The sequence below is a fragment of the Sanguibacter sp. Z1732 genome (assembly GCF_051020515.1).
Taxonomy (GTDB): Bacteria; Actinomycetota; Actinomycetes; order Actinomycetales; family Beutenbergiaceae; genus CALKWS01.
Map to the genome: position 1 here is coordinate 584685 of NZ_CP194857.1, position 25338 is coordinate 610022.

Sequence of the window (25338 nt, forward strand, 5' to 3'; positions counted from 1 at the left end):
CAGCGGTGCACTCGGCAGACCATCAGGACGCCGGGATCCCGAGCCGCGCTCGTTCGGACTCGACCACCTCGGTGTCCAGTTTGGTGAACACCGGTGTGGGCGCATCGATCGTGGTGCCCGGGGTCACCGGCACCGATGCCCACGGCGGGGTCCGGGTGTACTCACCGGTGATCACCATGTAGTCGCGGGTGGCGTCGTCCATGTCGTCCACGCGCTCACTGCGCGGCATCGGCATGAACTCACCGGTCCCGCCGAGCACGGTGTGCACACGGTTGGCGGCGTGCGGCAGGAACGGGGCCAGGATCCGGTTCAGGTCACTGACCGCCTGGGCCAGCACGTGCAGGACGGTGCCCAGCCGGTCCCGCTGCTCGGGTGCCTTGAGTTTGAACGGTTCGGTGACCGAGATGTACTTGTTCACCTCACCCACCACCGCCATCGCCTCAGCGATCGCGGCGCGCTGGCGGTGCCGCTCGATCAGGTCGCCCACAGTCCCGAAAGCGGCGCGCACGCGGGAGAGCACCTCGGTGTCCACCGGCTCCAGGTCGGCTACCGGGGGGATCTCCCCGAAGTTGCGGTGGATCATCGTGGCGGTGCGGTTCACCAGGTTTCCCCAGCCGCCCACCAGTTCCGCGTTGTTGCGCTGGACGAACTCGGCCCAGGAGAAGTCGGCATCGGCCGTCTCGGGCCCGTTGGCGCTGATGAAGTAGCGCAGCGGGTCCGGTCCATAGCGCTCCAGCACGTCGCGTACGTAGATCACGTGGGAACGCGAGGTGGAGAAGGCCCGGCCCTCCATCGTCATGAACTCCGACGCCACCACCTGGGTGGGCAGGTTCAGCTTCCCGTAGGTTCCCGGCTCCCCTCCGGCGTCGCCGGCTCCGGCGTAGGCGAGTAGCTCGGCCGGCCAGATCTGGGAGTGGAAGGTGATGTTGTCCTTGCCCTGGAAGTAGTAGGACTGGGCCTCCGGATCGGACCACCAGTCCCGCCAGCGCTCCGGCTCACCGATCCGGCGGGCCCACTCGATCGAGGCGGAGAGGTACCCGATCACGGCGTCGAACCAGACGTACAGCCGTTTGTTCGGGTTGTCCCGCCATCCCTCCAGCGGGATGGGGATCCCCCAGTCGATATCGCGGCTCATCGCCCGTGGGCGCATGTCCTTGAGCAGATTCAGGGAGAAGTTGATGACGTTGGGGCGCCAGGTGCCCGAGGCCGCTCGATCCTCCAGCCATTCCTGCATCGTCTCGGCCAGGGCGGGCAGATCGAGGAAGAAGTGATTGGTCTCGATGAACTCGGGCGTCTCGCCGTTGACCTTGGAACGGGGATCGATCAGGTCGGTGGGGTCGAGTTGGTTGCCGCAGTTGTCGCACTGGTCCCCGCGGGCGTCCGGGTAGGCACAGATGGGGCAGGTGCCCTCGATGTACCGGTCCGGCAGGGTCCGCCCGGTGGAGGGACTGATCGCACCGGAGGTGGTCTGCTCGATCATGTAGCCGTTGCGGTGGCAGGTGGTGAACATCTCCTGCACCACCTCGATGTGATTGGCGGTGGTGGTGCGGGTGAACAGGTCATAGGACAAGCCCAGGTTCACCAGGTCGGCGACGATGATCTCGTTGTTCTCATCGGCCAACTCCTGCGGGCTCACACCCTGGGCGTCGGCGGTGACCAGGATCGGGGTCCCGTGTTCATCGGTCCCGGAGACCATCAGCACCTCGTGGCCGGACATGCGCATGTACCGGCTGAACACGTCAGAGGGAACGCCGAAGCCGGCGACATGGCCGATGTGCCGGGGGCCGTTGGCATAGGGCCAGGCCACCGCGGAGAGTATGCGGGTCATGTCTCCCGATCCTAACGGCCGGTCGCCGTCGTTCCCGACGACGCCGATCGCCGTCCCAGCCCGGCTGCGCGTGGCGACGTGGCTCACCGCCGGAGCCAGTTCCGGGCGCACGTACCGCAGGATCAGCATGTCCTCGGCGCGCAGCAGGGAGAGCAGCGACATCGCACTGGTGCGCTGGCGACCGTCGCGCACGATCCGGGTGGCATCGCCCCCCTCCAGCAGGGGACTCAGGGTCAGGCACATCTCATCGACCGCATCGTGCTCGATCATGGTGGCGAACCAGGCCGGCCCGCCCTCGCTGAGGATCTGCGGAAGGCCGCGCCTGGTCAGTTCGGCGACCACCTGCCCGGGCTCGACCGACCCGCTTCCGGCACTGACGACGTCGGCCACCTCACCCAGCCGGCTGCGCGGGCCCTCGGGGGCCTCGGTGGTGGTGAAGACGATCGGCCGCACCGGGGCACGGGTGAACAGCGGGGCGCCCGGATCCAGATCGAGGGTGCGGGAGACCACGGCCATCACCGGGTGCGGGGGCCACCCCTGCGCCGTGCGCCAGTCGGCCCGGGCATCGGTGACGGTCAACTCCTCATAGCCCTCGTTGCGTACCGTGCCGGCACCGACCAGGACCACGTCGGCCAGCATGCGCAGGGTGTGGAACACCTGGTGGTCGGCCTCGTTGTTCAGGCCCTGCGTCAGCCCGTTGTGGGTTGCGGCCCCGTCCAGGCTGGTGACGAAGTTCGTCCGCAGATGTGTCCGGGACCGGTCCGGCACCTGGTACCGGGTCAGCAGGTCATCCAGGTCGAAAACATCGGTCACGGTGCCTCCAGTCGGGTCAGCCCGCGGCGCAGGCCCCGGACCGCTTGGCCGATCCGGTGTTCGTTCTCGATCAGGGCGAACCGGACGAACTCCTCCCCGCCGGCACCGAACCCGACTCCCGGTGAGACCGCGACGTCACATTCGTGCACCAGATGTGTTGCGAAGGCGATGGAGTCCATGTCGGCGTAGGCCGGGGGGATCCGGGCCCAGGCGAACATCGTGCCACGGGGTCTGACGATCTCCCAACCGATTCGGCTCAGTCCCTCGTGCAGAGCGTTGCGCCGGGACTCATACACCTCGCTCAGTTCTGCCGGATAGTCCTGGGCCTCGTTCAGCGTGACCGTGGCGGCGATCTGGATCGGCTGGAAGGTGCCGTAATCCAGATAGCTCTTCAACTGGGAGAGGGCGTGGATCACGTCCCGGCGCCCGACCATGAACGCCACCCGCCAGCCGGCCATGGAGAAGGACTTGGTCATCGAATACAACTCGACGCCCACTTCGGCGCCGCCGGCGCACTGCATCAGGGAGGGCGGCTCCCACCCGTCGAAGCACATGTCCGCGTAGGCCAGATCGTGCACGAGGACTACCTCGCGTTCGCGGGCCCAGTCCACCAGCCGTTGCAGATCGGCGAGATCCACCACGGAGGTGGTCGGGTTGTGCGGGAAGGAGAGCACCACCACCCGCGGTTTGGGCCGGCCCATCTCCCAGGCCTCGATCACCCGGTCGATGTATCCGGGTCCGTCGGTGCCGTCGCCCATCGGCACCTGGCGGGCCTCGGCACCGGCGAAGTACGGGCCCCAGATGTGGATCGGGTACGAGGGAGTGGGCACGATCGCGGCGTCACCGGGCTCGAGCAGCACCCACATCAGATGGCTGAATCCCTCCTTCGCGCCGATGGTGGAGTGCACCTGGGTGTCCGGATCGAGAGTGACGCCGAAACGTCGCTGGTACAACCGCGCCACGGCCAGGCGCAGGTTCGGGATGCCCCGGGAGGAGGAGTACCGGTGGTTCCGGGTCTTCCGCGCGGCCTCGGCCAGTTTGTCCACCGCAATCTGCGGAGAGGGCAGGTCCGGGTTCCCGAAGCCGAGGTCCACCACATCCCGACCGGCTCGACGCGCCTGCTGCTTCAGCCCGTCGATGATGGTGAACACGTAGGGCGGCAGGCCCTGGATACGACGGAACTCCATGACGGTCCAGCCTACTGGCGATCCAGCGGCGTCGCCGGGGGTGGGCGAGCCCGCTCCGCCCGAGAATCGGGCGGCATGGCTGTGGCGGTCCCGGTTGGGTGCGAATCAACGCCAGACCTAGCCGGGACGCCCGGTGCCTGGCAGAGTCGGGGTATGGCTACCCAACGCGCGCTCCTCGTGGTCGACGTCCAACCCACGTTCTGCGAGGGCGGCGCCCTGGGCGTCGAGGGCGGGAACGCGGTGGCCGAGCAGATCGCGCGCTACACCGCCGAGCACCGGGACCGGTACGACCTGGTTGTGACGACCCAGGACTGGCACATCGACCCCGGAGACCACTTCTCCGACAACCCCGACTTCATCGACACCTGGCCCCCGCACGGGGTCGCCGGCACCGTCGAGGCCGAACTGCACCCCGCGCTGGTGGACCTGGCTCCGGACGACTCGGTGAAGAAGGGGGAGTACGAGGCGGCCTACTCCGGTTTCGAGGGCACGAACCCCGACGGTGAGCACCTGGCGGAGATCCTGCAACGCGGCGGGATCACAGCGGTCGACGTGGTGGGCCTCGCCGAGTCCCACTGCGTGAAGGAGACGGCGCTGGATGCGATCAAGTCCGGTCTGCGCGCCCGGGTCCTGACCGATCTCACCGAGCCGGTCAGCGCCGAACTCGGCGAACAGGCCCGGGAGCGGATGGCCGCCGCGGGCGTCGAACTGGTGCCCTCCGGCGCCCTCTGAGCCGCACGGTAGGCCTCAGGCCAGCGCGCGGGCCGCGCTGAGCAGTTCCTGCGGCACGGTCTTGAGCTTGCCCGCGATGTCGCGCAACGGCACCAGTTCCACTTGTTCCCCGCGCACCGCGGTCATCACCTCGGAGTGTCCGTGGTTCAGCGCCTCGACCGCGGCGTGGCCGAACCGGGATGCCAGCACCCGGTCGCTGGGCAGCGGGGTGCCGCCGCGTTGGATGTGACCGAGCACCGTGACCCGGGTCTCGAACCCGGTGCGCTCGGCGATCTCCCCCGCGACCCGCTCAGCGGTGGCGCCGGCGACGATCTGTCCGAGCTCATCGCGTTCGGTGGTGTATGTCATGGCGGTGTCCGGTGCCGGGACCGCGCCCTCGGCCACCACGACGATGGAGAATGAGGCGTGCGCGCGGTGCCGGTGCCGGAGCGCGCGGGCGATGGCCTCGATGTCGAACGGGTGCTCGGGTGCCAGCATGATCTCGGCACCACCGGCGATACCGGCGTGCACCGCGATCCAGCCGGCATCGCGGCCCATCACCTCCACCACCATCACCCGGTTGTGGGACTCCGCGGTGGTGTGCAGCCTGTCGACCGCCTCGGTGGCCACGTGCACCGCGGTGTCGAACCCGATGGCCTTGTCGGTCCCCCAGACGTCGTTGTCGATGGTCTTGGGAATTCCCACCACCTTGACCCCGGACTCGGCGACCTTACTGGCCGCATGCAGGGTGCCATCGCCCCCGATGCAGATCAGCGCCTCCACCCGCTCCTGCTCCAGGGTGGCGTGCACCGCCTCCACGCCACCCTCCTCGCGGTGCGGGTGGAACCGGGCCGTGCCCAACATGGTGCCGCCCAGCGGGAGGACGTTGCGCACATCGGACCGGCTCAGATGCAGTACATCGCCTTCGGCCACGCCCTTCCACCCGTTCCGGAACCCGACGATGGAGTGCCCTGAACCGGTGCCGTGTTTGACCACCGCACGGATCGCGGCGTTCAGGCCGGCGCAGTCTCCGCCACCAGTGATCAGGCCGATGCGCATGAGGACTCCAACTACAACTCGGGGAGGATGGCGGACGCTCCCATCCTATGGACCCACCCCACCCCACCCCACGCCCCGGCCCCGATCCGGTGGGCGGGCGGTATCGCGTTCAGCCACCGTCGCCGGGGCCACGTCGCCGCCGCCCCATGCACGGGGACGAATCTCGGATGCCGGGCCGCGATCTCAGGCGGGCTTGACGTCGCGGTGGCCGCGGCGGGCGGCCCGGTCGAAGATGCCCAGGACCTCGGTGGGGGCGTGCTCGGCGCCGAGTGCGTGCGGCAGCATCGTGGGGAACTCGGCGGCCTGGTTCGTCTCGAGGCGGTAGCGGCGCTGGCCCAGCATGAGGATCGCGGTGCCGGAGATGACCACCAGCCACTCCCGGCCGGGGTGGGCGTGCATCCGCGCCGGGTTGGCCGCCGGCGGCTCGGTCAGGCGCTGGCGTACCACGGTCATGCCGGGGTCGGCCCGGACCTGCCAACGCAGCCACCCGTGGCTCCGGTCGGTGACCGGGGAGATGACCACGTCGTCGGGAGCGGCCTCGACCAGTTGATCCACGGTGGTACCCAGGGCGCGGGCCAGGCCCACGAGCTGGTCCAGCGCGAGGCGCCGCTGCCCGGTCTCGATGCGCGAGAGCGTCGAGGCGCTGAGGTTGGCCCGGGTGACCAGTTCCTCCAGCGACCAGCCGTGCGACACCCGAAGACCGCGGATCCGGTTGCGCACGAGGCCCTCCAGTCCCCCATCTCCTTGCGTCATACGCACAATGCTATGCCGTCACCGCAATGCAGGCATAGCGTGGCGAGCCCAGCACCCGAACAGGAGACACCATGGACCAGACCACCACCAAGACCTGGAACGACCAGTTGCCGGCCGGGCTCGTCGACGTCGCCGTGATCGGCGGCGGGGCAGCCGGCCTGAACGGCGCGCTGACGCTCGCCCGCTCGCGCCGCACCGTCGTCGTCATCGACTCCGCGAGTCCGCGCAACGCCCCGGCCGAAGGGGTGCACGGGCTGCTCGGACTCGAGGGCATCGCGCCCGCCGAACTGTACCGGCGCGGGCGCGAGGAGGTCCGCAGTTACGGCGGGCTCGTCGTGGACGGTGCGGTCGCCGCCGCCGTCCCCGATGCCCCCGGCCCGGATGGCGACCTCCGCTTCACCCTCACCCTGGCCGACGGTCGCACGCTCACCGCGCGCCGCATCCTGGTCGCCACCGGGGTACGCGATGTGCTGCCCGACATCCCCGGTCTGGCTCAGCACTGGGGCGTCGGCCTGGTGCACTGTCCCTACTGCCACGGCTGGGAGCTGCGCGACGAGCCATCGGGATCCTCGCCGTCGGGCCGGGATCGCGACACGCCACGTTGCTGTTCCGCCAGTTGAGCGAGGACGTCATCGTCTTCGCCAACGGGACAGACCTCGATGCCGATACCCGTTCCCGGTTCGCCGTGCGGGGCATCGAGGTGATCGACGGGGCGGTGACCGAGGTCGTGGCGGACGAGGCCGGCGGGATCGCCGGCGTGCGGCTGGACGACGGCACGGTGGTGGCCCGCCGGGTGCTCACGGTGATGACACAGTTGCGGGTGCGCACCGAGGGCCTGGACGGTCTGCAGTTGCCGATGGCCGACCTGCCCGGCGGGACGGGCCGACACTTCGTCACCGAGATGGCCGGCAGTACGCCTGTGCCCGGGGTGTGGGTGGCCGGCAACGCAGCCGAGCCGATGACCCAGGTGGGCGCCTCGGCCGCCGCCGGCGCCCTGGCCGGAGGGCACATCAACGCCGACCTCGTCGGTGCCGATACCGATGCGGCCCTCGGGGCGGCGGCGCGGGGGCAGCATGATCGTGGCGGTACCGCCTGCCACGAACCGTGGCCGGAGAGATCGCGTACTCCTCGGGGTGGCCCCACGCCGGCCGGCGCCCCTTACCCGCGCGTCAGGCGTGGCGAAGGAGGGCGACCAGGAAGTCGGAGTCCTCGGTGTAGGGGCGCAGGTCCCAGGTGGACAGCAACAGGTCCGGGGCCAGTCCGGCGTCGTGGGCGTCATCGAGGAAGTCGGCGACGTCATAGCCCCGGCCGGCGCCGAAGCCGATCGCCGCCCGACCCTCTGCGCGTAGGTGCCGGGCCATCCGACGCAGGGTCTCCCGCCGGGTGCTCGGGGCCAGGAACGTCATCACGTTGCCGGCGCACAGGATCGCGTCGAACCCTTCGGAGACGCCACGGGCGGGAAGGTCGAGCTCGGCCAGGTCCCCCACGAGCCAGGTGGGCCCGGGGAAGTCCTCCTTGGCGGCGGCGATGAGCACCGGGTCCACGTCCACGCCGACCACCTCGTGGCCCGCCTCGGCGAGGTAGCCACCGTGCCGCCCGGGCCCGCACCCGGCGTCCAGCACCCGGGCGCCGCGCGGGACCATCGCGTCGATCAACCGCGCCTCCCCCACGAGGTCGGCCCCGGCGGCCGCCATGGCGCGGAAGCGCTCGATGTACCAGGTGGAGTGGTCGGGGTTCGCTTGGGTCATCGGGACCCACTTGCTCGGTTCTGCCATGCCACCATCCTGCCCTGCCGGTCCGCTGCGTCCAGCCCGGTCGACCACCCGACCGGTTGGACGCGAGGCCGGTGGCACCGCAACCGGCCGGTCTCGACGGCGGGGTGGGTGCGCGGATAGGTGGGTGCGCGGGCGGGTGGGTGAACCGGGGGCGGGGCGGCTGGGTCAGTCGGGGCGGCGGGCCTGCAGGGCCGCCTCGTACAGTTCCCGTTTGCTGGCCCCGGTGAGTGCGGCGACCTCGGTGGCGGCGTCCTTGAGCCGCTGGCCGCCCTGTACCCGGTCCAGCACCGCATCCAGGGCGTCGGCGGCATCGGGGATCGTCGGCTCGGCACCGGCGACCACCACGGTCACCTCCCCCAGCAACCCCTGCCCGGCCCACGCCGCCAACTCGTCCAGGGTGCCGCGCCGAACCTGCTCGTGGGTCTTGGTCAACTCCCGGCACACCGCCGCGGCCCGGTCGGCACCGAATGCCCGGGCCATGGCCTCCAGCGTGGGCCCGGCCCGGCGGGGGGACTCGAAGAAGACCATGGTGCGTTCCTGGGTGGCCAGCGCCGCGAGCACGCGGGCGCGCTCCCCCGGCTTGCGGGGCAGGAAGCCCTCGAACGTGAACCGGTCACTGGGCAGCCCGGACAGGGCGAGCGCAGTCAGGACCGCGCTCGGTCCGGGCACAGCCGTGACCGGCACGCCGGCCTGCGCCGCCGCGCGTACCACGCGGTACCCGGGGTCGGACACTCCCGGCATGCCCGCGTCGGAGACCACCAGCACGGTGGCACCGGCTGCCGCCTCGGCCACCAGTTCGGCCGCCCGGGCGGTCTCGTTGTGCTCGTGGTAGGAGACCACCTTGGCCGTCACCTCCACCTGCAGCCGGCCGGCAAGGTCGCGGAGACGGCGGGTGTCCTCGGCGGCGATCAGGTCGGCGCTCTCCAGGAGGCGGCTCAGCCGCGGCGAGGCGTCGGCGACGTTACCGATCGGGGTTCCCGCCAACGTGATCGACCCGGTCGCACCGTCTTCCCGGGCACCCACCCGGCCAGGCCCGCCGTCCGCGGCCGGGCGCGCATCGCCGTCGTCCCTCACGCTCACCATCCCAGTGTGCCCCACCTAGACTCACCTGCGTGCCTGCCGCCCGCCATTCCGCCACCGGCGGTGCCGCGGTGCCCGGACGGGCACGGGAGGATCGACGGCGACTGCCGGACCTGAGGGCTGTACGCACCTGGCCGACCCGGTGGCGCCGGCGGCTGCAGACCGACCCACCGCCCAGCGCCGGGCGGTCGCCCGAGGCGGTGGGCGGGACCTGCTTGCCCGGCTGCTCACCCCGGTCAGCGGTCGCTCGTGGGTCGGCTGGGTGGTGGCCCTGGTGGTCGCCGCCCTCGCGGCCGTCCTGCGCCTGGTGCACCTGGACCGCCCCGGACGGTTGGTGTTCGACGAGACCTACTACGTCAAGCAGGCCTACTCACTGCTCGCGCTGGGCTATGAGGGGGTGTGGAACGAGGACGCCGATTCCGCCTTCGAGGTCGGGGACTTCTCCGACCTGAACCCGCAGGCCGATTACGTGGTGCATCCGCCGCTGGGTAAGTGGATGATCGCGCTCGGGATGCGCCTGGTGGGGGTGGACAACCCGGTGGGGTGGCGCTTCGGCGCGGCGATCGTCGGAGCGCTGAGCGTGCTGATGCTGGTGCGTATCGGCCGGAGGTTGTTCAACTCCACCCTGCTGGGCGCGGTGGCGGGTCTGCTCCTGGCCGTGGACGGGGTGCACCTGGTCATGTCGCGGATCTCGATCCTGGACATCTTCCTGCAGTTCTGGATCGTGGCGGCCTTCGGGGCGCTGTTGCTGGACCGAGACTCCCACCGGCGCCGCCTGGCCCGTACCGGGGCGCGGGAACTGACCTCCCACGGCGGCTACGCCCATGCGTGGGGGCCACCGGCGGGGATGCGTTGGTGGCTGCTCGCCGCCGGTGTGCTGGGCGGACTCGGCACCGGGGTGAAGTGGTCCGGGATCTACGCCGTCGCGGTGTTCGGGGTGTTCGCGGTGGCCTGGAGCATCAGCGCCCGCCATGCCATCGGGGTGCGGTTCTGGGCCGGTTCGGGCGTGCTGCGGGACGGTGCGCCGGCCTTCTTCACGATGGTGCCCGCCGCCGCAGCGGCCTACCTGGCCACCTGGGCGAACTGGTTCGCCCACCCCGAGTCCTACAACCGGTACTGGGCCCGGGATGTCAACGCGGTGGCCGCCGAGCCGGTACGCACCTGGTTGCCGGACGCGCTGAACTCCTTGTGGGAGTACCACCTGCGGATGTGGGACTTCCACACCGGTCTGACGTCCGAACACACCTACCAGGCCCACCCGGCTGGGTGGCTGATCCAGTGGCGGCCCACATCCTTCGCCTGGCGCACCCTGGAGGCCGAGGACGGTGCCCGGGAGGTGTGCGGGGCGGAGAAGTGCGCGGCAGCGATCACCTCACTGGGCAACCCGGTGATCTGGTGGGGCGCGGCCCTGGCGCTGGTGCTGGTGCTGTGGTCGGCCCTGGTGCGCAGGGACTGGCGGGCCTGGGCGATCCTGGCCGGGTACCTGGCCACCTACGCCCCGTGGCTGCTGTACACCGAGCGCACCATCTTCACCTTCTACACCGTGGCGTTGGTGCCGTTCGTGGTGCTCGCCCTGACCTACGCCCTGGGGGAACTGCTCGGTCCGGCCTCGGTACCACTACCGCAGCGCCGGCCCGGGATCTGGGTGGCCACGCTGATCGTGGTGCTCGCCCTGGCGGTCAGCGCATGGTTCTGGCCGGTCTGGACCAACCAATGGGTGCCCTATTCGATCTGGCACCTGCACATGTGGCTGCCGAACTGGGTGTGAGCCGGCGCCCACAGGCATTCGGGCGCCGGCCCCAGCCGTTCGGCTCAGCCCTTGTCCGGGTCCCCACCGAACCGCACGCCGCGGTCCAGGGCGGCGATCGTGGCCAACTCCTCCTCGGTCAGTTCCACACCGGCTGCCCCGAGGTTCTCCTCGATGCGTGCCGGGGTGACGGACTTGGGGATGGTGACCACACCGAGCGCAAGGTGCCAGGCGAGCACCAACTGAGCGCTGGTCACGCCCTTGGTCTCGGCCAGCGTGGTCAGGTCCGCATCCTCGAGCAGACCCTTCCCGCTACCCAGCGGGGAGTAGGACTGGGTCACGATGCCCCGGTCGGCGTTGATCGCCCGGAGGTCGGCCTGCTGGAGGTAGGGGTGCATCTCGACCTGGTTGATCACCGGTGCGTTTCCGGTCTCGTCGATGATCCGGTCCAGGTGCGCCTCGTGGAAGTTGGACACCCCGATGGAGCGCACCCGACCCTCCTCCTGCAACGCCACCAGGGCCTTCCAGGTGGCGGAGTAGTTGTCCTGGGACGGGAGCGGCCAGTGGATCAGGTACAGGTCCACCGTCTCCAGACCCAGGCGCGCCAGGCTCTCGTCGTAGGCGCGCATCGTTGAGTCATAGCCCTGGTCGGGGTTGGCGAGTTTGGTGGTCACGTAGACCTCATCGCGCGAGAGGCCACTGGCCCGGAGCGCCCGGCCCACGCCGGCCTCGTTCTCATAGGCCTGGGCGGTGTCGATCATCCGGTACCCCACCGACAGGGCGTGCTCGACGGCACCCTGTGCTTCGTCGTCGGGCACCTGCCAGACCCCGTACCCGAGCTGGGGGATGGATGTGCTATCGGACAGGGACACCTGGGGAATCTCGTTGTTCGTCACGCCCCCAGGATAGCGGTTACCCGCGCTGGACACCCGCGGAGGAACTGCACCTGCACGCTCGGGGGGACGCACCTACGCTGGGGGTATGAGCCAGGATGAGTACAGCACCGAGGGGTCCTACGTCACCGCGGGCGAGGAGTTCAACCGCGACACCGACTACATCGAGACCCGGATCACCGCCGATGAGCGGGACGGCTACCCGGTCGAGGCCGGCCGGTACCGGCTGGTCGCGGCACGGGCCTGCCCGTGGGCCAACCGCACCATTATCGTGCGGCGGCTACTGGGGTTGGAGGACGCGATCTCCCTGGGGATGCCCGGGCCCACACACGACTCCCGCTCCTGGACCTTCGACCTCGACCCCGGCGGGGTGGACCCGGTGCTGGGGATCGAACGGTTGCAGCAGGCCTACTTCGCTCGGTTCCCCGACTATCCCAAGGGCATCACCGTGCCCGCGATCGTGGACGTGCCCACCGGTGCCGTGGTCACCAATGACTACCCGCAGATCACCCTGGATTTCTCCACCGAGTGGACCGCGTTCCACCGCGAGGGTGCCCCGGACCTGTATCCGGAGGCGCACCGGGAGGAGATCGACCGGATCGCCCAGGAGATCTACACCGAGGTGAACAACGGGGTGTACCGGTGCGGGTTCGCCGGCTCCCAGGAGGCCTACGAGCGGGCCTACCACCGCCTGTTCGCGGCGTTGGACTCCCTCAGCGAGCGCCTGGCCACCCAGCGCTACCTGGTCGGGGACACCATCACCGAGGCCGATGTGCGCCTGTTCACCACGCTGGTGCGGTTCGATCCGGTCTACCACGGGCACTTCAAGTGCAACCGGGCGAAACTCACCGAGATGCCGGTGCTGTGGGCCTACGCCCGGGACCTGTTCCAGACCCCGGGCTTCGGGGACACGGTGGACTTCACCCAGATCAAGGAGCACTACTACGTGGTGCACACCGACATCAATCCCTCCCAGATCGTGCCCACCGGACCGGAACTGGCCGACTGGCTGAGCCCGCACGGACGGGAGGAACTCGGTGGGCGTCCCTTCGGTGAGGGCTCACCCCCCGGGCCGGTCGCCGAGGGTGAGCGGGTGCCGGCCGATGCGAACCCGCTCAGCGCGCTCGCCGAGCAGCAGTAGCAGGGCCGGCGACGGCGTACCTCACCCCTCGTAGGCGATCTCCACCCGGCGGTTGGCCGCGAAGGTGGACGGGTCGTCCGGGTCCTCCCGCTCGGCCGGTTCGGCGTCCCCCACCCCGGAGACCTCCAGGTCCAGATCGGGCCGTTCATCGCGCAGGGCGCCGGCGACGGCCTCAGCGCGTTCTTGCGACAGTTCGACGTTGTCGAAGTCTGCGCCGGTGGGTACCGAATCGGTGTGCCCGGTCACCTGCACGGTTGCCCCCTGGGGCACGTCGGAGACCAGATCGGCGATCTTGCCCGGGGCGCTGACCGGTAGCTCCCAACTGTTCGGCGGAAACAACAGGTCCGAGGATAACGAGATCACCGACGTGTCGCCGACGACCTCGACACCGTCGCCGAGGCTGGTCACGCTGCCATCGATGCTGAAGACGCGCACGGCATCAGTGCTGAAGACGCGCACGGCGTCGGTGCTGAAGACGCGCACCGAACCACGTTTGTCGCTACCGGAGACCCCGCCCTCCGGCTCCGGGGGCGGGCCGTCATCCACGACTGCCGTAGCGGCCGCACCGGTGGCCATCACCAGCAGCAGCGCCGCGCAGGCGGACCGGATGCCGCGCTGCAGCCCAGGCAACCGCAGCGCGGAACCTTTCGGCTGGACCTCGCCGGTAGGTCGGGCCGTGTGCAGGGTCCGCATCCGACTCACCACTCGACCTGCGCGTCGGAGAACTCCACCAGACCGTCGATCACCAGGACGTCGATGGTGTCGATGTCGTCCTCGGGTGCGGCGTAGTAGGCGTGGTACATCAGCGTCTGGCCGCTCTCGACCTTGGTCCCCGCGGGAGTGGAGTCGGAACTCCAGGTGTCGCCGCTTCCCTCCAGGACCGAGTACTGCTTGAGGTTCTCCCGGTCGTTCAGGACGGGCCGGAGCCTGCGATTCTGGTTGAGGGTGTAGAGGGTGTAGTCGCTATCGCGGCCACCCTCCGGGCTGAAGGACAGGTCCAGGCGCATGACGTCGCCCTCCACCTGCAGGGAGTGCAGCCCGACGGTGACCTGCATCTCGCCGTCCGGCAGGTCATAGGTGATGGTCGCGGCGGCGTCCTCGGGGCCGCGCACATAAGTGCCGCCGGAGGCCGCGTCGACCTCCTCTGCCTGGGCGTCGTCGGCGGTTCCCTTCTCGTCGTCGTCCGCGTCTTGTTCGTCTCCGTCAGGGCCATCCGCCACATCGGGCGCCTGCTCCGCATCCTCGGCGGGCTCCTGGGTCTGGTCGGCGGGGTCGAACTCGGCGGAATCCTCGGGACCGCAGGCAGCCAGGGTGCCGGCGGCCAGGGTCACACCGGCAATCGCGCCGAGCAGGCGCCGGGACGGGGAGATACGGGAGGTGGTCACAGGGCTCTCCTTGCTGTTGGGTGGTGAGTCTCGCCCGTGAGTCGCATGCCAGGGCTGAAAAGTTGCACGACCCGAGTGTGAGATGGCTCACTCGGTGACAGTGAGGTGGTGCACTGCCTCCAGGTCGGTGCCATCCGGGGCGCGCGCTCGCAGGACCACGGTTGCCCGTCCGGGTGCGGCAGCGGTGATGGAGACGCTCGGGTGGTCCACCAGGTGTTGTCCGGTGGGCAGCGTCCACACCCAACCCTCCACCTGGTCGGCCTCGGCGGAGAAGGTGGCCGGTTGTCCCACCGCTACCTCGCTGGGACCAGTGATGGCAATGCCGGCCTGACCCGAACGGTCCGTGGGGCCTGGACCGAGGAGGGAACCGGCGAGCCAACCGGCACCGGCGGCGAGGACCACGGCGAGCAGCGCGACGGTGAAGAGGGGCCACCGGCGGCGGTGTCGGGGCTGGCGGCTGGGTGCGCTCGTGGAGGCGGCGCCGGATGCTCCGGCATCTGCAGACGTCGGTGCTGCCGCGTCGGTGCCGGGATCACGTGGCTCAGAGGGCGCATGGCCGGCAGGTGCCGGTGGTGCCGATACCGCAGTGGGTGCCGGTGGCATCGAGGCAGCTTCGACGTCGGCGAGCCAGCAGGCCACGTCCGGGTGCCGGTCGGCGGGGTCGGTGGCGGTGCTGCGGCGTAGGGCCTCGAACAGCGCCTCGGGCAACTCCGCGCCGCCGCTGCCGCCCTGGTGGCACAGCCACAGCAGCAGGGCGGACATAGCCCACAGATCCGCCCGGGTATCGATGATGCCCGGGCCCTGCTGTTCCGGCGGTCGGAAGCCGGCGGTGCCACCGGCCACGGTCAGCCCGGAGTTCAGGGCGAGGTCCTTGCACATGCCCAGGTCGGCGACCACCAGCCGCTCTCCCGGGGCCACCACGGCGGCGCGTGCACCGTCACCACGGTCCGCACCGCCGGGGTCTGGTTCGCTGGTGAGCAGCACATTGCCCGGGCTCAGGTCCCGGTGCACCAGGCCGGCTCGGTGCACCGCCTTGATCGCGGCAGCCAGCGATCGGGCAACGGTCAGCACATCCGCGCGGGCTGGTGACCAACCCCGGGTGCGCAGGTAGCCCACCCGCTCGGCCAACGTGCCACGGTCGGCGTGCTGGAGCACCAGGTAGGGCTGTTGGCGCTCGGACTCACCGATGTCGTGGATCGCGATCACGTGCGGACTGCGAATCCGGCGCAGGCTGCGCCCCTCAGCGATGAACCGCTCCCGCACCTCCGGATTGAGGCTGTGATTCTCGGCGAGCATCTTCACCACCACCACATCATCCAGGCGGGTGTCCACCGCCCGGTGCACCGTGGCGAAGGAGCCCACCCCGATCACGCCCTCCAGCCGGTACCGGCCCACCTGGTTACTCATGGGCACCTCCCTGACCGGCGGGCTCGATCGTCACCCTCATGCCAGTGCGCCGCGACCAGGGCGCGGCCACGGGCGATCCGGGACTTGGTGGCGCTCAGGCCCACACCCAGCCGCTGCGCCACCTCGGTGTAGGACAGGCCCTGGACATCGCGCAGCACCACGGGTTCACGATAGTGAGCCGGCAGCAAGCCGAGCACCTCGGTGATCGTGGCGCGGGTGGCGATCACCGAACTGATCCGCACGCCCGGACCCACGTCATCGGCGGGCAACGGCGCAGTGGCGCGTTGCCGCCGCAGATGATCGACTACCCGGTTGCGCACGATCCGGTGCACCCACGTGCTCAGTTGCGAGTTACCGCGGAACGACCCGATGGATTCGGCGATGGAGATCAGGCTGTCCTGCGTCACGTCGTCCACCGCAGCGTGATCCAGTAGTGCCTGGTGGGCGAACCGGCGCACCAAACCGGAGGCATCGAGGTTCTCGATCAGTAGTTCCGTCGCCAGCGGTGCGCCGTCACCCCCGGCAGCGGCCACCTGCGCCAGTGTCTCGAGCACCCGTGCCGGCATGACCGGTGGGTTCGTGTCGTCGTGGTTCGTACCGTCGTCCTCGCGACCGGCGCTGCCGGCTTCGGCGAGCGCCCCCAGCACGCGGCGGGCGGCCAAGGGGTCACCGGAGCGCACCGCGTGGTTCAGTTCGCTGAGCACGCTCGATCCCCCTGGTATTCGCCCGGCCGGCAGTGACGCCGACGTCCTCCCGGTTACCTCACCACAGAACGGCGAGTGCCACGTTCACTGCGATCAGACCGGCGATCCCGCCGAGGTAACCGCGGGCGATCGTCTTCTCATGGTTGCGTCCGCCGAAGATCACCATCGCGGTGATCGCGAGGGCGATGATGAGCTTCACCGTGATCTTGGTGTGGTTGATGTCCGGTCCAGCCACTCCCGCCGAGGCCACCCCGACCAGGATGATGCCGGTGAACAGGGCGGTGAGCACACCGTGCAGCACCCCGGAGTTGAGCACGGGCTTGCGCATGCCGGCGACTACCCCGCCGAAGGCGATCGCCCAGCCGAGCAGGTGCAGCACCACGAGAATCAGGTACACAGTTTCCATGCCTGCACCCTACTGGCCACTACCGATGTCCCGGCCCGCACCGGCGCCCCGCCGGTCCAGGTGCGGCCCACATCACAGCAACCGGCGAGCCGCCGCCCAGTGGGTGAGTTCGTTGCGGGAGGACAGCTGCAGTTTGCGTAGCACCGCCGAGACGTGGGTCTCCACGGTCTTGATGGAGATGAACAGTTCCGAGCCGACCTCCCGGTAGGTGTATCCGCGGGCGATCAGCCGCATCACCTCCTGCTCCCGGGCCGAGAGCCGGTCCAGTTCGTCGTCGTGGGTGGCTACATCGGAGGCGGCGGTGCCGAAGGCGTCCAGGACAAAGCCGGCCAGGCGCGGGGAGAAGACCGCATCCCCCTCGGCCACCCGGCGCACAGCATCGGACAATTCGGCTCCATCGATGGACTTGGTGACGTATCCCCGGGCCCCGGCCCGGATCACCGAAACCACGTCCTCGGCGGCATCGGAGACCGACAGCGCCAGGAATCGCACCCGATCGAGCAGGTCGACGCATCCGGCGATCACCTCCGCTCCCCCGCCACCACGGCCCCCGGGCAGGTGCACGTCCAGGAGCACCACGTCCGGCAGGGCATCCCGCACCACCGCGATCGCCCCGGGCACGTCCTCGGCCTCCCCGACGACCTCCAGGCCCTCGCCCAGTTCGCCGCGCACGCCGGTGCGCACCAGCCGGTGATCATCGACCAGCACCACCCGCAGTCCCTGACTCATCCTTGCTTCCCTCCATTGACCGGCATCCGCAGGTGCACCTCGGTGCCGCGGCCGGGATCACTGCGCACCTGGGCGCTACCCCCGTGGCGGTGCATCCGCCCGATGATCGAATCGCGCACGCCGTGCCGGTCGGCACCGACCTGTTCCGTGTCGAACCCCTCACCACGGTCACGCACGAACACCTCGGTGGCCGTCTCGTTCACCTGCACGTAGAGCGACACCGGTGCGGCCCCGTGCACCACGGCGTTCACCAGCGCCTCCCGGGTCGCAGCCATCAGCGGTTCGGTGCCGGCCGACGGCGAGCCGTCGCCGGCGGTGACGACGTCGATGACCGCCCCGTGCAAGTCCTCCACCTCGGCCGCCAGGCTACTCAGGTCCGCCGCGATGGAGTCACCCGGTTCGGGGCGATCCCGATAGAGCCAGTCCCGTAGTTCCCGCTCCTGGGCCCGGGCCAGGCGCTGAACCATGACCGGGTCGTGGCTGCGGGACCGGATCAACGAGAGGGTCTGCAGGACCGAGTCGTGCAGGTGGGCGGCGATATCTGCCCGCTCGGACTCCCGGGCGCGTGCGGCCCGTTCGGCGATGAGTTCGCGCCACAACCGCAGCCACCACGGCGCCAGCACCAGTGCCGCACCGGCCAGCACCACCATCCCGGCGAGCAGGCCGCGCAGCACCTGGCCGGCGCCCTGCCCCTGTCCGATCAGCAGCACCACGCCGACCACCGACAACGCCACGCCACCGCCCACACGCACCAGCACAGCGCCTCGGGACTGGTTCCCCTCACCGGCGCCACCGACGGAATCGAGTTGGCTCCACGCCAGCGCGGCCCCCGCCAGCAACACCACCACCGGGAGCAGCCAGGTGCCCATCGCGTCGGCCCCGAACCGGATCGCCACCAGGCTCGCGGCGATCAGCAGCAGAATCCCACCCAGGGACACCTGGCCGACGACGCCCTGGGTGGCCGGCGTGCGAAGGGCCGGAATCAGCCGCGCCAGGCGCGGGGGCTGCGCACTCGCCGAGCCGTGGGGGACGGTCAGGGCCAGCCAGAGGTACATCAGCGCCCCGGCACCGGCTGCGAGGGTGGTGAGAGCGAAGATCCATCGGATGGTGCGCACCGGAACGTCCAGGTGCACCGCAAGCCCGGCGCATACGCCGGACAGGATCCGGCCACGCTCCGGGCGGCGCAGGGGTGGCCTGGCCCGGCTGCTCGCGACTGCCGGTGCGGGTGCATTCACTCCGTCATCGTGTCACGCGGGTCGGCACAGCGGCAGGGCAGAACCAGCAAATCAGGGGACCCCCGGGCCGATCTCCCGGCTTCAGGAAGCGTAATCCAGGGGCAGGTCAGGGTGATCCCCGATGGTGCCCGTCGGTGGCACCGGAGTTGACTGTCGGGTATGGATCACGACCGTCGGCAAGACCCTGTCGTACCGCAGGGCCCGCCCGGGCACGAGCACGCGCCGTCCGGTGGCGCCGAGTACGCCCATGAGCACAGTCCGGGCACCGGGGCCGAACGACCCGGCCACGGAGGCCCCGGTGCCTCCTTCTTCGACTCCCTGCGCCGCAGCGGATGGATCCGCACCGCCGACCGCTGGATCGGTGGCGTCGCCGGCGGAGTGGCGCGCCGTCTCGACGTCGACCCGCTGCTGGTGCGCGGGGCGTTCGTGGTGCTCACCTTCTTCGGTGGGCTCGGTCTGCTCTTGTACGGCCTCGGCTGGGCGCTGCTCGCCGAGGAGTCCGACGGCCGGATCCACCTGCAGGAAGCCCTGCGTGGCCGGTTCGACGCCGGACTGGCCGGGCGCTGGTGCTGGTGATCATCGGTCTGAACCGGCCCGGCCTGTGGTGGCACGGGTTCTGGTGGGGGGACCCGTGGGCCACCTTCGGGTTCCTGGTCGTCACCGCGCTGGTGCTGGTGGTGCTGCTGTGGATCCTGCCCAGGGCCCGAGGTGAACGTGGTGACGCGCCCGCCCCGGGGACGGGTACCCCGCCCGCCTCACCGGATCCGGGCGGATCCGCGCCTTCCGCTCCATCCTCCGGCGCGCCGGGTGGTCCCGCGTCGGAGCCTCGTCCTGCACCACCGCCTCCCGCCCTTGCCAGGTCCGCCGGCGGGTACGGAGTCGGGCACGACCCTTCCCGATCGACCGGCCACAGCGGTACCGCTGGCACCTACGGAGCCCGGCCCGGCGCTGCCGCGGCGAGCACCCCGACGGCGACGAGCGCACCCGCGTACGTTCCGTCGTCGGCTCCGCCGGACGGGCGCCACCGTTCGATCGTCTACGCGATCGCCGGGCTTGCCCTGGTCGGGATGGCCGTGGTGCAGATCCTGGGCCGGATGCTGGAGTGGGAGGTCTCGCTCTGGCTGCTGAGCGGGGGCGTGGTTCTGTCCGTACTCGGCGTGGGCCTGGTGATCAACGGCGCACGGGGCCGGCGCGCCGGGGCCCTCGGCGGCTGGTCCGTGCTGGTCGCCCTGGTTGTGGTACCGCTGACCCTGGCGCTGGCGGTCGCCCCCCAGGTGCGCGACGCGCTCACCCTGGCCCCGGGCAATGTCGGGGATGCCTACTGGGCACCGTCCTCGGCGGACGCCCTGGAGGCCGGACACGTCCACACGGCCGGAAGACTGCGAGCCGACCTGAGCGCGCTACCTCCCGACACGTCGCTGGCCGAGCCGGTGGAGATCACCCTGGCCGCCGGGCAACTGGTCCTGGACGTTCCGCAGGGCCTGGACGTGGACGTCAATGTCCAAGGCACCGGATCGCTGCGGGTGGAGCAGCCGGGCACCTGGTTCGCCGAGAGCGCGCGTCCGCACCGACGCCGATGTGGTCCTGCTACGGGACCTCTCCCTGCGCTCCGCCGGCGGATCGGGCTCGCCCGATATTGAACTTGACGTGGCGGTGGGGGCCGGGGCGATCGTGATCCGGCAGGTACCCCCGGCGGGAACCGAAACAGGCTGAGAAGGCGACCGAACGACCAACGATTTCACACGAGGGGTGAAGCACGATGAGACCGACCGAACCGATTTCCACGTCCCCGCCGGCGGCGGATGGCGCCGTGACCGAACCGCACGGCTACGCCAACCCCGGGAGCCCGCAGGGTCCCCCTCCGGCCCGCACCGGCACGATGGTCTGGGGCCTGGTCGCGGTTCTGGTTGGCCTGGGTGCGATCGCCGTGGCCACCGGCCGACGGGTCGACCTGGAGATCGCCCTGATCTCGCTGTTCATCATTGCAGGGTTCGGGCTACTGATCGGGTCCGCCGTGTCGGCCCTGCGCAGTTCCAGCCGCGAGCGCAAGGGCGGACAGGGTCGGCAGGGCCAGTGACAAGCGCCGCGCCCGGCGGACCGGTGGGGTGACCTGCCCCGCTCCAGGCCGGTCTAACGCCGCGAGGCCGGCCTCGGCTGCGGCAGGTCTCACCGGCGGCGACCGGTCTCGGTGGAGCGTGGCAGAGCGCGGGCACGCTGGTACAGCCCGTCCACCCGTTCCAGCACATCCGGCCAACCCAGCGCCGGCGGTTCGGCCCGGTTGTTGGTGGTGATCGTGCGGAGCAACCCGGGCTCACGCGCCAGCCGCACCAGCGCGTCGGCCATACCGGCGTCACCGCGGACCAGCAGGCCTTCGACACCGTCGGTGATGAACTCGGCGATCCCGCTGTCCCGCATGCCCACCACGGCAAGACCGGCTGCACGGGCCTCCAGTGCGGCCAGTCCGAAGGCCTCCAGGGAAGTCGGGGAAACGAATACGTCCTGCGCCCGGTAGAGGGTCGGCAGCACGTCGCGGGGCACCCTGCCCAGCAAGGTGATCACATCGTCCAGTTCGGCGGCGGCGACCCGCGAACGCACCGCGGCCATGCCGGGCCCGTCCCCGGCCAGCGTCAGGTGGATACGTGGGGTGTCCCGCTCGGTGCGGCCGAGGCGCTCGTGTACCTGGGCGATCACCCGGATCAGGGGCACGGTTCGCTTGCGCGAGGCCATCCGCTGGCTCGCCACCACACGCAGCACGCCGGGCTCGGCACCGGGCTCGGGTCGGACGGCTACCCCGCGCCAGGGGGCCAGGTCCAATCCGTTCGGCACCACCTGCACGTCCGAGCGACCCAATGCCTGGGCGACCTGCCCGGCCACCAAGCCACTGACCGCGCTGGGAGCGAACGCTGCGGTGTCCCACTGCGTCGCCCGTGCGCCCCAGCCCAGCAGGTGCCGGGCACCGGAGAGCACGCAGTGCCAGGTAATGGCTAACGGGAGGCCCACATCCCGGGCCGCCATGGCGCCGGCGTAGGCGAAGGGCGAGACCACCCCGGCGTGCACGTGCACCACGTCCGGTTTGAGCAACCGCAGCGCCCGGGTGATCAGCGCTCGTCCCCGCGGATGCACCGGGACCCCGAAGGTAGCCGGGGTGGCCAGTCGGTGCACCCGCAGCCCACCGTCCTCGGTGCTGGAGAACCGGTGCCGGGAACGCCCCGGTGGCACCGCGGCACGGTGCTGTGCGGTGGCGGTCAGGACGTGGACGGCGTGGCCGGCCCGCGCTTGCTGGATCCCCAGATCCTGGACCTGGTTCTCGATGCCGCCCAGCCGTGGGGCGAAGCAGTCGGAGATGTGGACGATGCGCACCCACTCACTGTAACCAGCGCGCCGCCCCGGCGACCGCTCACGCAGCGCCCACACGCCGCGCCGCTCGCGCCGCGCGCCATAACAGTCCAATTGGATCGTTGTAGCGCTCACAACGAGCCCGCAGGCGCTGTAACGGACCAATTGGATTGTTTGGGCGCGGCCGGTGGCGAGCGGGCGTGCTCGGGGGGCGCGGCCGGGGCGGCCCGACGCGCTTGTGGGGACCGGACGCGCTGGGGGGATCCAGGACGTTTATCTTGACGTCGAGATAATTGGGGAGGGAGAATGCCACCGATGAGCGCGAACTGGAACCCGGCCACCTACCTGCACTACGCCGACGAACGTTCCCGGCCCTTCACCGAACTGCTCGCCCGGGTCCCCACCGAACCGGCCACCATCGCCGATCTGGGCTGCGGACCGGGCCACCTGTCGCGCCTCCTGCGGGCACGTTGGCCGCACGCACGCATCGACGCGCTCGACTCCTCGGCCGAGATGATCGAGCGAGCCCGGACCGAGCACCAAGCCCCCGGCGTGCACTATCACCTGGGCGACCTGCGCACCTGGCGCCCCCCGGTGCCTGTGGATCTGCTGATCTCCAACGCCACGTTCCAATGGGTGCCCGGTCACCTGGACCTGCTTCGCGACCTCACCGAGCACGTCGCCGATCAGGGCACACTGGCGTTCTCTGTGCCGGGCAACTTCGATGGCCCGAGCCACCGGTTGCTACGCAGCCTGACCAGGAGCGACCCCTATGCCGCGTACACCGAGAACGTGACCTTTCCCGAGGCGCACGACCCCGACGTCTATCTGGAGGCCCTGGCCGCGCGGGGGTGGCGGGTGGACGCCTGGGAGACCACCTACTTGCACGTCCTGACCGGACCCGACCCGGTGCTGACCTGGATCAGCGCGACCGGCGCGCGCGAGGTCCTCGCGGCCCTGCCGCCGCAGTTGCTCGAGCGGTTCCGCGCCGAGTACGGCGCGGCGTTGCGGCAGGCCTACCCCGAGACCGAGCACGGCACCGTGCTGCCCTTCCGCCGGGTATTCGTGGTGGCTCGGCGTCCCGGTCGCACCGACCCGGCGGCTCAACCTGCGCCATCGAGCCCCCGCTCAGCCAAATAGGCCCGGGCCGTCCGCTTGGGAGCGCGGGACAGCCAGGCCTCGACGATCAGTTCGTGGAGTTCGTCGGCCGGCAGTTCCACTAGCCGGGCGAGCACCATGGGGAATCCGTCGAAGTGCGGCGTGGTGAAGTACACCTCGGGCGAGGTGGACAACAGCATCTCCTTCACGCCCAGATCGGGCACGTACGCGCCCAGGATGGGACCCTGTGGCGCAGCCTGACCGAGTGCCTCGTGATCGGACTTGCGCAGCGGACGCTCCAACGCGAACAACTTCGACCGCACGCGCCACTCGTGCCTGTCCTCGCGCTGCTCGGCCTCGGGTAGCGCGTTGGCGATCCTTCGGACCTCGTCCCAGGTGGCCATGTCCCATCATATCGAACACAGTCAGCCGGGCCCCGCCCGGCTCACTCCCACTCGATGGTGCCCGGCGGCTTACTGGTGACATCCAGCACCACCCGGTTCACCTCAGCCACCTCGTTGGTGATCCGGGTGGAGATCCGGGAGAGCACCTCGTACGGCAACCGGGTCCAGTCCGCCGTCATGGCGTCCTCGGAGGAGACCGGCCGCAACACGATCGGGTGGCCGTAGGTGCGCCCATCACCCTGGACCCCCACCGAGCGCACAGCGGCCAGCAGCACCACCGGGCATTGCCAGATGTCCCGGTCCAGGCCCGCGCGGGTCAGTTCGGACCGCACGATCGCGTCGGCGCGGCGCAGGATGTCCAACCGCTCACCGGTCACCTCCCCCACGATCCGAATCCCCAGCCCGGGCCCGGGGAACGGCTGGCGCCACACGATCGACTCCGGCACCCCCAGTTCCAGACCCACCGCGCGCACCTCGTCCTTGAACAGCGTGCGCAGCGGCTCAATCAGGTCGAACTGCAGGTCATCGGGCAGGCCGCCCACGTTGTGGTGGGACTTGATGTTGGCCGATCCGTCAGCGCCGGACTCGACCACGTCCGGGTACAGCGTGCCCTGCACCAGGTATCGCACCTCGTCGTCGAACCTCCCGGCGGCCTCGACCACCTCCCGGGCGGCCTGCTCGAACACCCGGATGAACTCCCGTCCGATGATCTTGCGCTTCTCCTCCGGGTCGCTCACCCCCGCCAGGGCATCGAGGAAGCGCTGCCGGGCATCGACCACCATGAGTTTGACGCCGGTGGCCTCCACGAAATCTTCCTCCACCTGCTCCGCCTCCCCGTCGCGCAGCAGACCGTGATCGACGAACACGCACGTCAACTGGTCCCCGACCGCCTCCTGCACCAGGGCAGCGGCCACCGAGGAGTCGACCCCACCGGACAGCCCGCAGATCACCCGATCGGTGCCCACCTGGGCACGGATGGCTTCGACGGTCTCGGCCACGACATTTCCCGCGGTCCACTCCGCTGCCAACCCGGCCCCGCGGTAGAGGAAGTTCTCCAGCGTGGCCTGGCCCAGTTCGGAGTGGCGCACCTCAGGGTGCCACTGCATCCCGTACAGGCCCCGGGCGGCATCCTCGAACGCTGCCACCGGGGAGCCCGCGGAGGTGGCCAGCACCGTGAACCCCTCCGGCGCCTCATGTACCGCATCGCCGTGGGACATCCAGGTGGACTGCTCCGGGGTGGACCCATCGAGCAGCGTTCCGGTGTGCTGTACCTGGACCACCGTGCCGCCGTACTCACGGGTCCCGGTCCGTGCCACGGTGCCACCGAGGGCTGCGGCCATCACCTGGAACCCGTAGCAGATTCCCAGCACCGGGACCCCGGCGGTGAACAGGGCCGGATCCACCGACGGAGCATCGTCGGCGTACACCGAGGCCGGGCCCCCGGACAGGATGATCGCGGCCGGGTCCTTCGCCAGCATCTGCTCCACAGTGGTGGTGCGCGGAATGATCTCGGAGTAGACCGCCGCCTCGCGGACGCGGCGGGCGATCAGCTGGGCGTACTGGGCCCCGTAGTCAACGACGAGTACCGGTCTGGAGGTCTGCGGCGCGATGGTCACGACCCCAGGATAGGGCGCCAGGGCCGGCCGC

General features: G+C 70.4%; 25 protein-coding genes and 1 pseudogene. 8 read left to right on the top strand and 18 right to left on the bottom strand.

Translation table 11 applies throughout. The annotated features are described in order from the left end of the window. Nucleotides 1-22: 22 nt before the first annotated feature. The 3 genes and pseudogenes from metG to ACRRRO_RS03300 all read right to left on the bottom strand — a co-directional run bounded on the left by metG (nucleotide 23) and on the right by ACRRRO_RS03300 (nucleotide 3828). A complete protein-coding gene (gene metG, locus ACRRRO_RS03290; RefSeq protein ID WP_424796368.1) occupies nucleotides 23-1828 on the bottom strand; it encodes a methionine--tRNA ligase in 1806 nt (601 codons plus the stop codon). A gap of 159 nt (nucleotides 1829-1987) precedes the next feature. After that, a pseudogene (locus ACRRRO_RS03295) lies at nucleotides 1988-2641 on the bottom strand (pyrimidine reductase family protein); the annotation flags it as partial. Next, nucleotides 2638-3828, bottom strand: a complete 1191-nt coding sequence (locus tag ACRRRO_RS03300; RefSeq protein ID WP_424796370.1) for an aminotransferase class I/II-fold pyridoxal phosphate-dependent enzyme — start codon at nucleotides 3826-3828, stop codon at nucleotides 2638-2640. The gene ACRRRO_RS03300 and the pseudogene ACRRRO_RS03295, both read right to left, overlap by 4 nt. Nucleotides 3829-3981: 153 nt before the next feature. On the opposite strand from ACRRRO_RS03300, the gene ACRRRO_RS03305 reads away from it, so the two are divergent. Next, complete coding sequence (locus ACRRRO_RS03305; RefSeq protein WP_424796371.1) at nucleotides 3982-4560, top strand: isochorismatase family protein; 579 nt, start codon at nucleotides 3982-3984, stop codon at nucleotides 4558-4560. Nucleotides 4561-4575: 15 nt separating this feature from the next. Here ACRRRO_RS03305 and ACRRRO_RS03310 read toward each other — a convergent pair whose 3' ends face one another. After that, complete coding sequence (locus tag ACRRRO_RS03310; RefSeq protein WP_424788929.1) at nucleotides 4576-5598, bottom strand: 6-phosphofructokinase; 1023 nt, start codon at nucleotides 5596-5598, stop codon at nucleotides 4576-4578. A 183-nt stretch (nucleotides 5599-5781) separates the two neighbouring features. Then, a complete protein-coding gene (locus ACRRRO_RS03315) occupies nucleotides 5782-6351 on the bottom strand; it encodes a helix-turn-helix domain-containing protein (protein ID WP_424796372.1) in 570 nt (189 codons plus the stop codon). 71 nt (nucleotides 6352-6422) lie between these two features. Here ACRRRO_RS03315 and ACRRRO_RS03320 point away from each other — a divergent pair, with 71 nt between their 5' ends. After that, entirely contained in the window at nucleotides 6423-6971 is a 549-nt protein-coding gene (locus ACRRRO_RS03320; protein ID WP_434081072.1) for an FAD-dependent oxidoreductase, read from the top strand. A 549-nt stretch (nucleotides 6972-7520) separates the two neighbouring features. Here the strand turns inward: ACRRRO_RS03320 and ACRRRO_RS03325 are convergent. Together ACRRRO_RS03325 and rsmI are read right to left on the bottom strand one after the other, a co-directional pair. Next, nucleotides 7521-8126, bottom strand: a complete 606-nt coding sequence (locus ACRRRO_RS03325) for a class I SAM-dependent methyltransferase (RefSeq protein ID WP_424796374.1) — start codon at nucleotides 8124-8126, stop codon at nucleotides 7521-7523. 165 nt (nucleotides 8127-8291) lie between these two features. Next, entirely contained in the window at nucleotides 8292-9209 is a 918-nt protein-coding gene (gene rsmI, locus ACRRRO_RS03330) for a 16S rRNA (cytidine(1402)-2'-O)-methyltransferase (protein WP_424796375.1), read from the bottom strand. 139 nt (nucleotides 9210-9348) lie between these two features. Here rsmI and ACRRRO_RS03335 point away from each other — a divergent pair, with 139 nt between their 5' ends. Continuing rightward, a complete protein-coding gene (locus ACRRRO_RS03335) occupies nucleotides 9349-10974 on the top strand; it encodes a dolichyl-phosphate-mannose--protein mannosyltransferase (RefSeq protein ID WP_434081073.1) in 1626 nt (541 codons plus the stop codon). A gap of 44 nt (nucleotides 10975-11018) precedes the next feature. Here the strand turns inward: ACRRRO_RS03335 and ACRRRO_RS03340 are convergent, their stop codons facing one another. Further along, the gene (locus tag ACRRRO_RS03340; protein WP_424796377.1) at nucleotides 11019-11849 is read right to left on the bottom strand and encodes an aldo/keto reductase; all 831 of its coding nucleotides are present in this window, start codon (nucleotides 11847-11849) and stop codon (nucleotides 11019-11021) included. An 85-nt stretch (nucleotides 11850-11934) separates the two neighbouring features. On the opposite strand from ACRRRO_RS03340, the gene ACRRRO_RS03345 reads away from it, so the two are divergent. After that, nucleotides 11935-12987, top strand: a complete 1053-nt coding sequence (locus tag ACRRRO_RS03345) for a glutathione S-transferase family protein (protein ID WP_424796378.1) — start codon at nucleotides 11935-11937, stop codon at nucleotides 12985-12987. A gap of 21 nt (nucleotides 12988-13008) precedes the next feature. Here the strand turns inward: ACRRRO_RS03345 and ACRRRO_RS03350 are convergent, their stop codons facing one another. From ACRRRO_RS03350 to ACRRRO_RS03380, 7 genes are all read right to left on the bottom strand, one after another. After that, on the bottom strand, nucleotides 13009-13680 hold the full coding sequence (locus tag ACRRRO_RS03350; protein ID WP_424796379.1) for an OmpA/MotB family protein: 672 nt from the start codon (nucleotides 13678-13680) through the stop codon (nucleotides 13009-13011). 5 nt (nucleotides 13681-13685) lie between these two features. Beyond that, nucleotides 13686-14372 carry a hypothetical protein gene (locus ACRRRO_RS03355; protein ID WP_424796380.1) on the bottom strand — a complete coding sequence of 229 codons (687 nt, stop codon included), beginning with the start codon at nucleotides 14370-14372 and terminating at the stop codon, nucleotides 13686-13688. Nucleotides 14373-14459: 87 nt separating this feature from the next. Continuing rightward, a complete protein-coding gene (locus ACRRRO_RS03360; protein WP_424796381.1) occupies nucleotides 14460-15779 on the bottom strand; it encodes a serine/threonine-protein kinase in 1320 nt (439 codons plus the stop codon). Further along, nucleotides 15776-16483, bottom strand: a complete 708-nt coding sequence (locus ACRRRO_RS03365) for an RNA polymerase sigma factor (protein ID WP_424788939.1) — start codon at nucleotides 16481-16483, stop codon at nucleotides 15776-15778. The genes ACRRRO_RS03360 and ACRRRO_RS03365 overlap by 4 nt, the downstream gene beginning before the upstream one ends. 58 nt (nucleotides 16484-16541) lie before the next feature. After that, nucleotides 16542-16889 carry a hypothetical protein gene (locus ACRRRO_RS03370; RefSeq protein WP_424796382.1) on the bottom strand — a complete coding sequence of 116 codons (348 nt, stop codon included), beginning with the start codon at nucleotides 16887-16889 and terminating at the stop codon, nucleotides 16542-16544. A 72-nt stretch (nucleotides 16890-16961) separates the two neighbouring features. Next, nucleotides 16962-17618, bottom strand: coding sequence for a LuxR C-terminal-related transcriptional regulator (locus tag ACRRRO_RS03375; protein ID WP_424796383.1), 657 nt, complete (start codon nucleotides 17616-17618; stop codon nucleotides 16962-16964). Next, the gene (locus ACRRRO_RS03380) at nucleotides 17615-18853 is read right to left on the bottom strand and encodes a PspC domain-containing protein (RefSeq protein ID WP_424796384.1); all 1239 of its coding nucleotides are present in this window, start codon (nucleotides 18851-18853) and stop codon (nucleotides 17615-17617) included. Before ACRRRO_RS03380 ends, ACRRRO_RS03375 begins: the two co-directional genes overlap by 4 nt. Before the next feature lie 159 nt (nucleotides 18854-19012). On the opposite strand from ACRRRO_RS03380, the gene ACRRRO_RS03385 reads away from it, so the two are divergent. The 3 genes from ACRRRO_RS03385 (at nucleotide 19013) to ACRRRO_RS03395 (ending at nucleotide 20930) form a co-directional block, all read left to right on the top strand. Next, nucleotides 19013-19429 carry a PspC domain-containing protein gene (locus ACRRRO_RS03385; RefSeq protein WP_434081074.1) on the top strand — a complete coding sequence of 139 codons (417 nt, stop codon included), beginning with the start codon at nucleotides 19013-19015 and terminating at the stop codon, nucleotides 19427-19429. Beyond that, a complete protein-coding gene (locus ACRRRO_RS03390) occupies nucleotides 19426-20493 on the top strand; it encodes a hypothetical protein (RefSeq protein WP_434081075.1) in 1068 nt (355 codons plus the stop codon). Before ACRRRO_RS03385 ends, ACRRRO_RS03390 begins: the two co-directional genes overlap by 4 nt. Before the next feature lie 170 nt (nucleotides 20494-20663). Further along, nucleotides 20664-20930, top strand: a complete 267-nt coding sequence (locus ACRRRO_RS03395) for a hypothetical protein (protein WP_424788944.1) — start codon at nucleotides 20664-20666, stop codon at nucleotides 20928-20930. Between the two features lie 89 nt (nucleotides 20931-21019). On the opposite strand, the gene ACRRRO_RS03400 is transcribed toward ACRRRO_RS03395, so the two are convergent. Beyond that, the gene (locus ACRRRO_RS03400; protein WP_424796386.1) at nucleotides 21020-22213 is read right to left on the bottom strand and encodes a glycosyltransferase family 4 protein; all 1194 of its coding nucleotides are present in this window, start codon (nucleotides 22211-22213) and stop codon (nucleotides 21020-21022) included. A gap of 291 nt (nucleotides 22214-22504) precedes the next feature. On the opposite strand from ACRRRO_RS03400, the gene ACRRRO_RS03405 reads away from it, so the two are divergent. Continuing rightward, nucleotides 22505-23329, top strand: coding sequence for a methyltransferase domain-containing protein (locus ACRRRO_RS03405; RefSeq protein WP_424796387.1), 825 nt, complete (start codon nucleotides 22505-22507; stop codon nucleotides 23327-23329). Here ACRRRO_RS03405 and ACRRRO_RS03410 read toward each other — a convergent pair. Continuing rightward, on the bottom strand, nucleotides 23293-23691 hold the full coding sequence (locus tag ACRRRO_RS03410) for an MmcQ/YjbR family DNA-binding protein (protein WP_424796388.1): 399 nt from the start codon (nucleotides 23689-23691) through the stop codon (nucleotides 23293-23295). The two genes, ACRRRO_RS03405 and ACRRRO_RS03410, sit on opposite strands and share 37 nt — an antisense overlap. A 41-nt stretch (nucleotides 23692-23732) precedes the next feature. After that, a complete protein-coding gene (guaA, locus tag ACRRRO_RS03415; protein WP_424796389.1) occupies nucleotides 23733-25307 on the bottom strand; it encodes a glutamine-hydrolyzing GMP synthase in 1575 nt (524 codons plus the stop codon). Between the last annotated feature and the right edge of the window lie 31 nt (nucleotides 25308-25338).

Coding starts and splice junctions, on each gene's coding strand:
- ACRRRO_RS03360 (WP_424796381.1), bottom strand. CDS start 15,779: ATGAGTAACCAGGTGGGCCGGTACCGGCTGGAGGGCGTGATCGGGGTG.
- ACRRRO_RS03320 (WP_434081072.1), top strand. CDS start 6,423: ATGGACCAGACCACCACCAAGACCTGGAACGACCAGTTGCCGGCCGGG.
- ACRRRO_RS03300 (WP_424796370.1), bottom strand. CDS start 3,828: ATGGAGTTCCGTCGTATCCAGGGCCTGCCGCCCTACGTGTTCACCATC.
- ACRRRO_RS03310 (WP_424788929.1), bottom strand. CDS start 5,598: ATGCGCATCGGCCTGATCACTGGTGGCGGAGACTGCGCCGGCCTGAAC.
- metG (WP_424796368.1), bottom strand. CDS start 1,828: ATGACCCGCATACTCTCCGCGGTGGCCTGGCCCTATGCCAACGGCCCC.
- rsmI (WP_424796375.1), bottom strand. CDS start 9,209: ATGGTGAGCGTGAGGGACGACGGCGATGCGCGCCCGGCCGCGGACGGC.
- ACRRRO_RS03385 (WP_434081074.1), top strand. CDS start 19,013: ATGGATCACGACCGTCGGCAAGACCCTGTCGTACCGCAGGGCCCGCCC.
- ACRRRO_RS03325 (WP_424796374.1), bottom strand. CDS start 8,126: ATGGCAGAACCGAGCAAGTGGGTCCCGATGACCCAAGCGAACCCCGAC.
- ACRRRO_RS03345 (WP_424796378.1), top strand. CDS start 11,935: ATGAGCCAGGATGAGTACAGCACCGAGGGGTCCTACGTCACCGCGGGC.
- ACRRRO_RS03370 (WP_424796382.1), bottom strand. CDS start 16,889: ATGGAAACTGTGTACCTGATTCTCGTGGTGCTGCACCTGCTCGGCTGG.
- ACRRRO_RS03315 (WP_424796372.1), bottom strand. CDS start 6,351: ATGACGCAAGGAGATGGGGGACTGGAGGGCCTCGTGCGCAACCGGATC.
- ACRRRO_RS03405 (WP_424796387.1), top strand. CDS start 22,505: ATGAGCGCGAACTGGAACCCGGCCACCTACCTGCACTACGCCGACGAA.
- ACRRRO_RS03375 (WP_424796383.1), bottom strand. CDS start 17,618: ATGAGTCAGGGACTGCGGGTGGTGCTGGTCGATGATCACCGGCTGGTG.
- ACRRRO_RS03350 (WP_424796379.1), bottom strand. CDS start 13,680: ATGCGGACCCTGCACACGGCCCGACCTACCGGCGAGGTCCAGCCGAAA.
- ACRRRO_RS03410 (WP_424796388.1), bottom strand. CDS start 23,691: ATGGCCACCTGGGACGAGGTCCGAAGGATCGCCAACGCGCTACCCGAG.
- ACRRRO_RS03305 (WP_424796371.1), top strand. CDS start 3,982: ATGGCTACCCAACGCGCGCTCCTCGTGGTCGACGTCCAACCCACGTTC.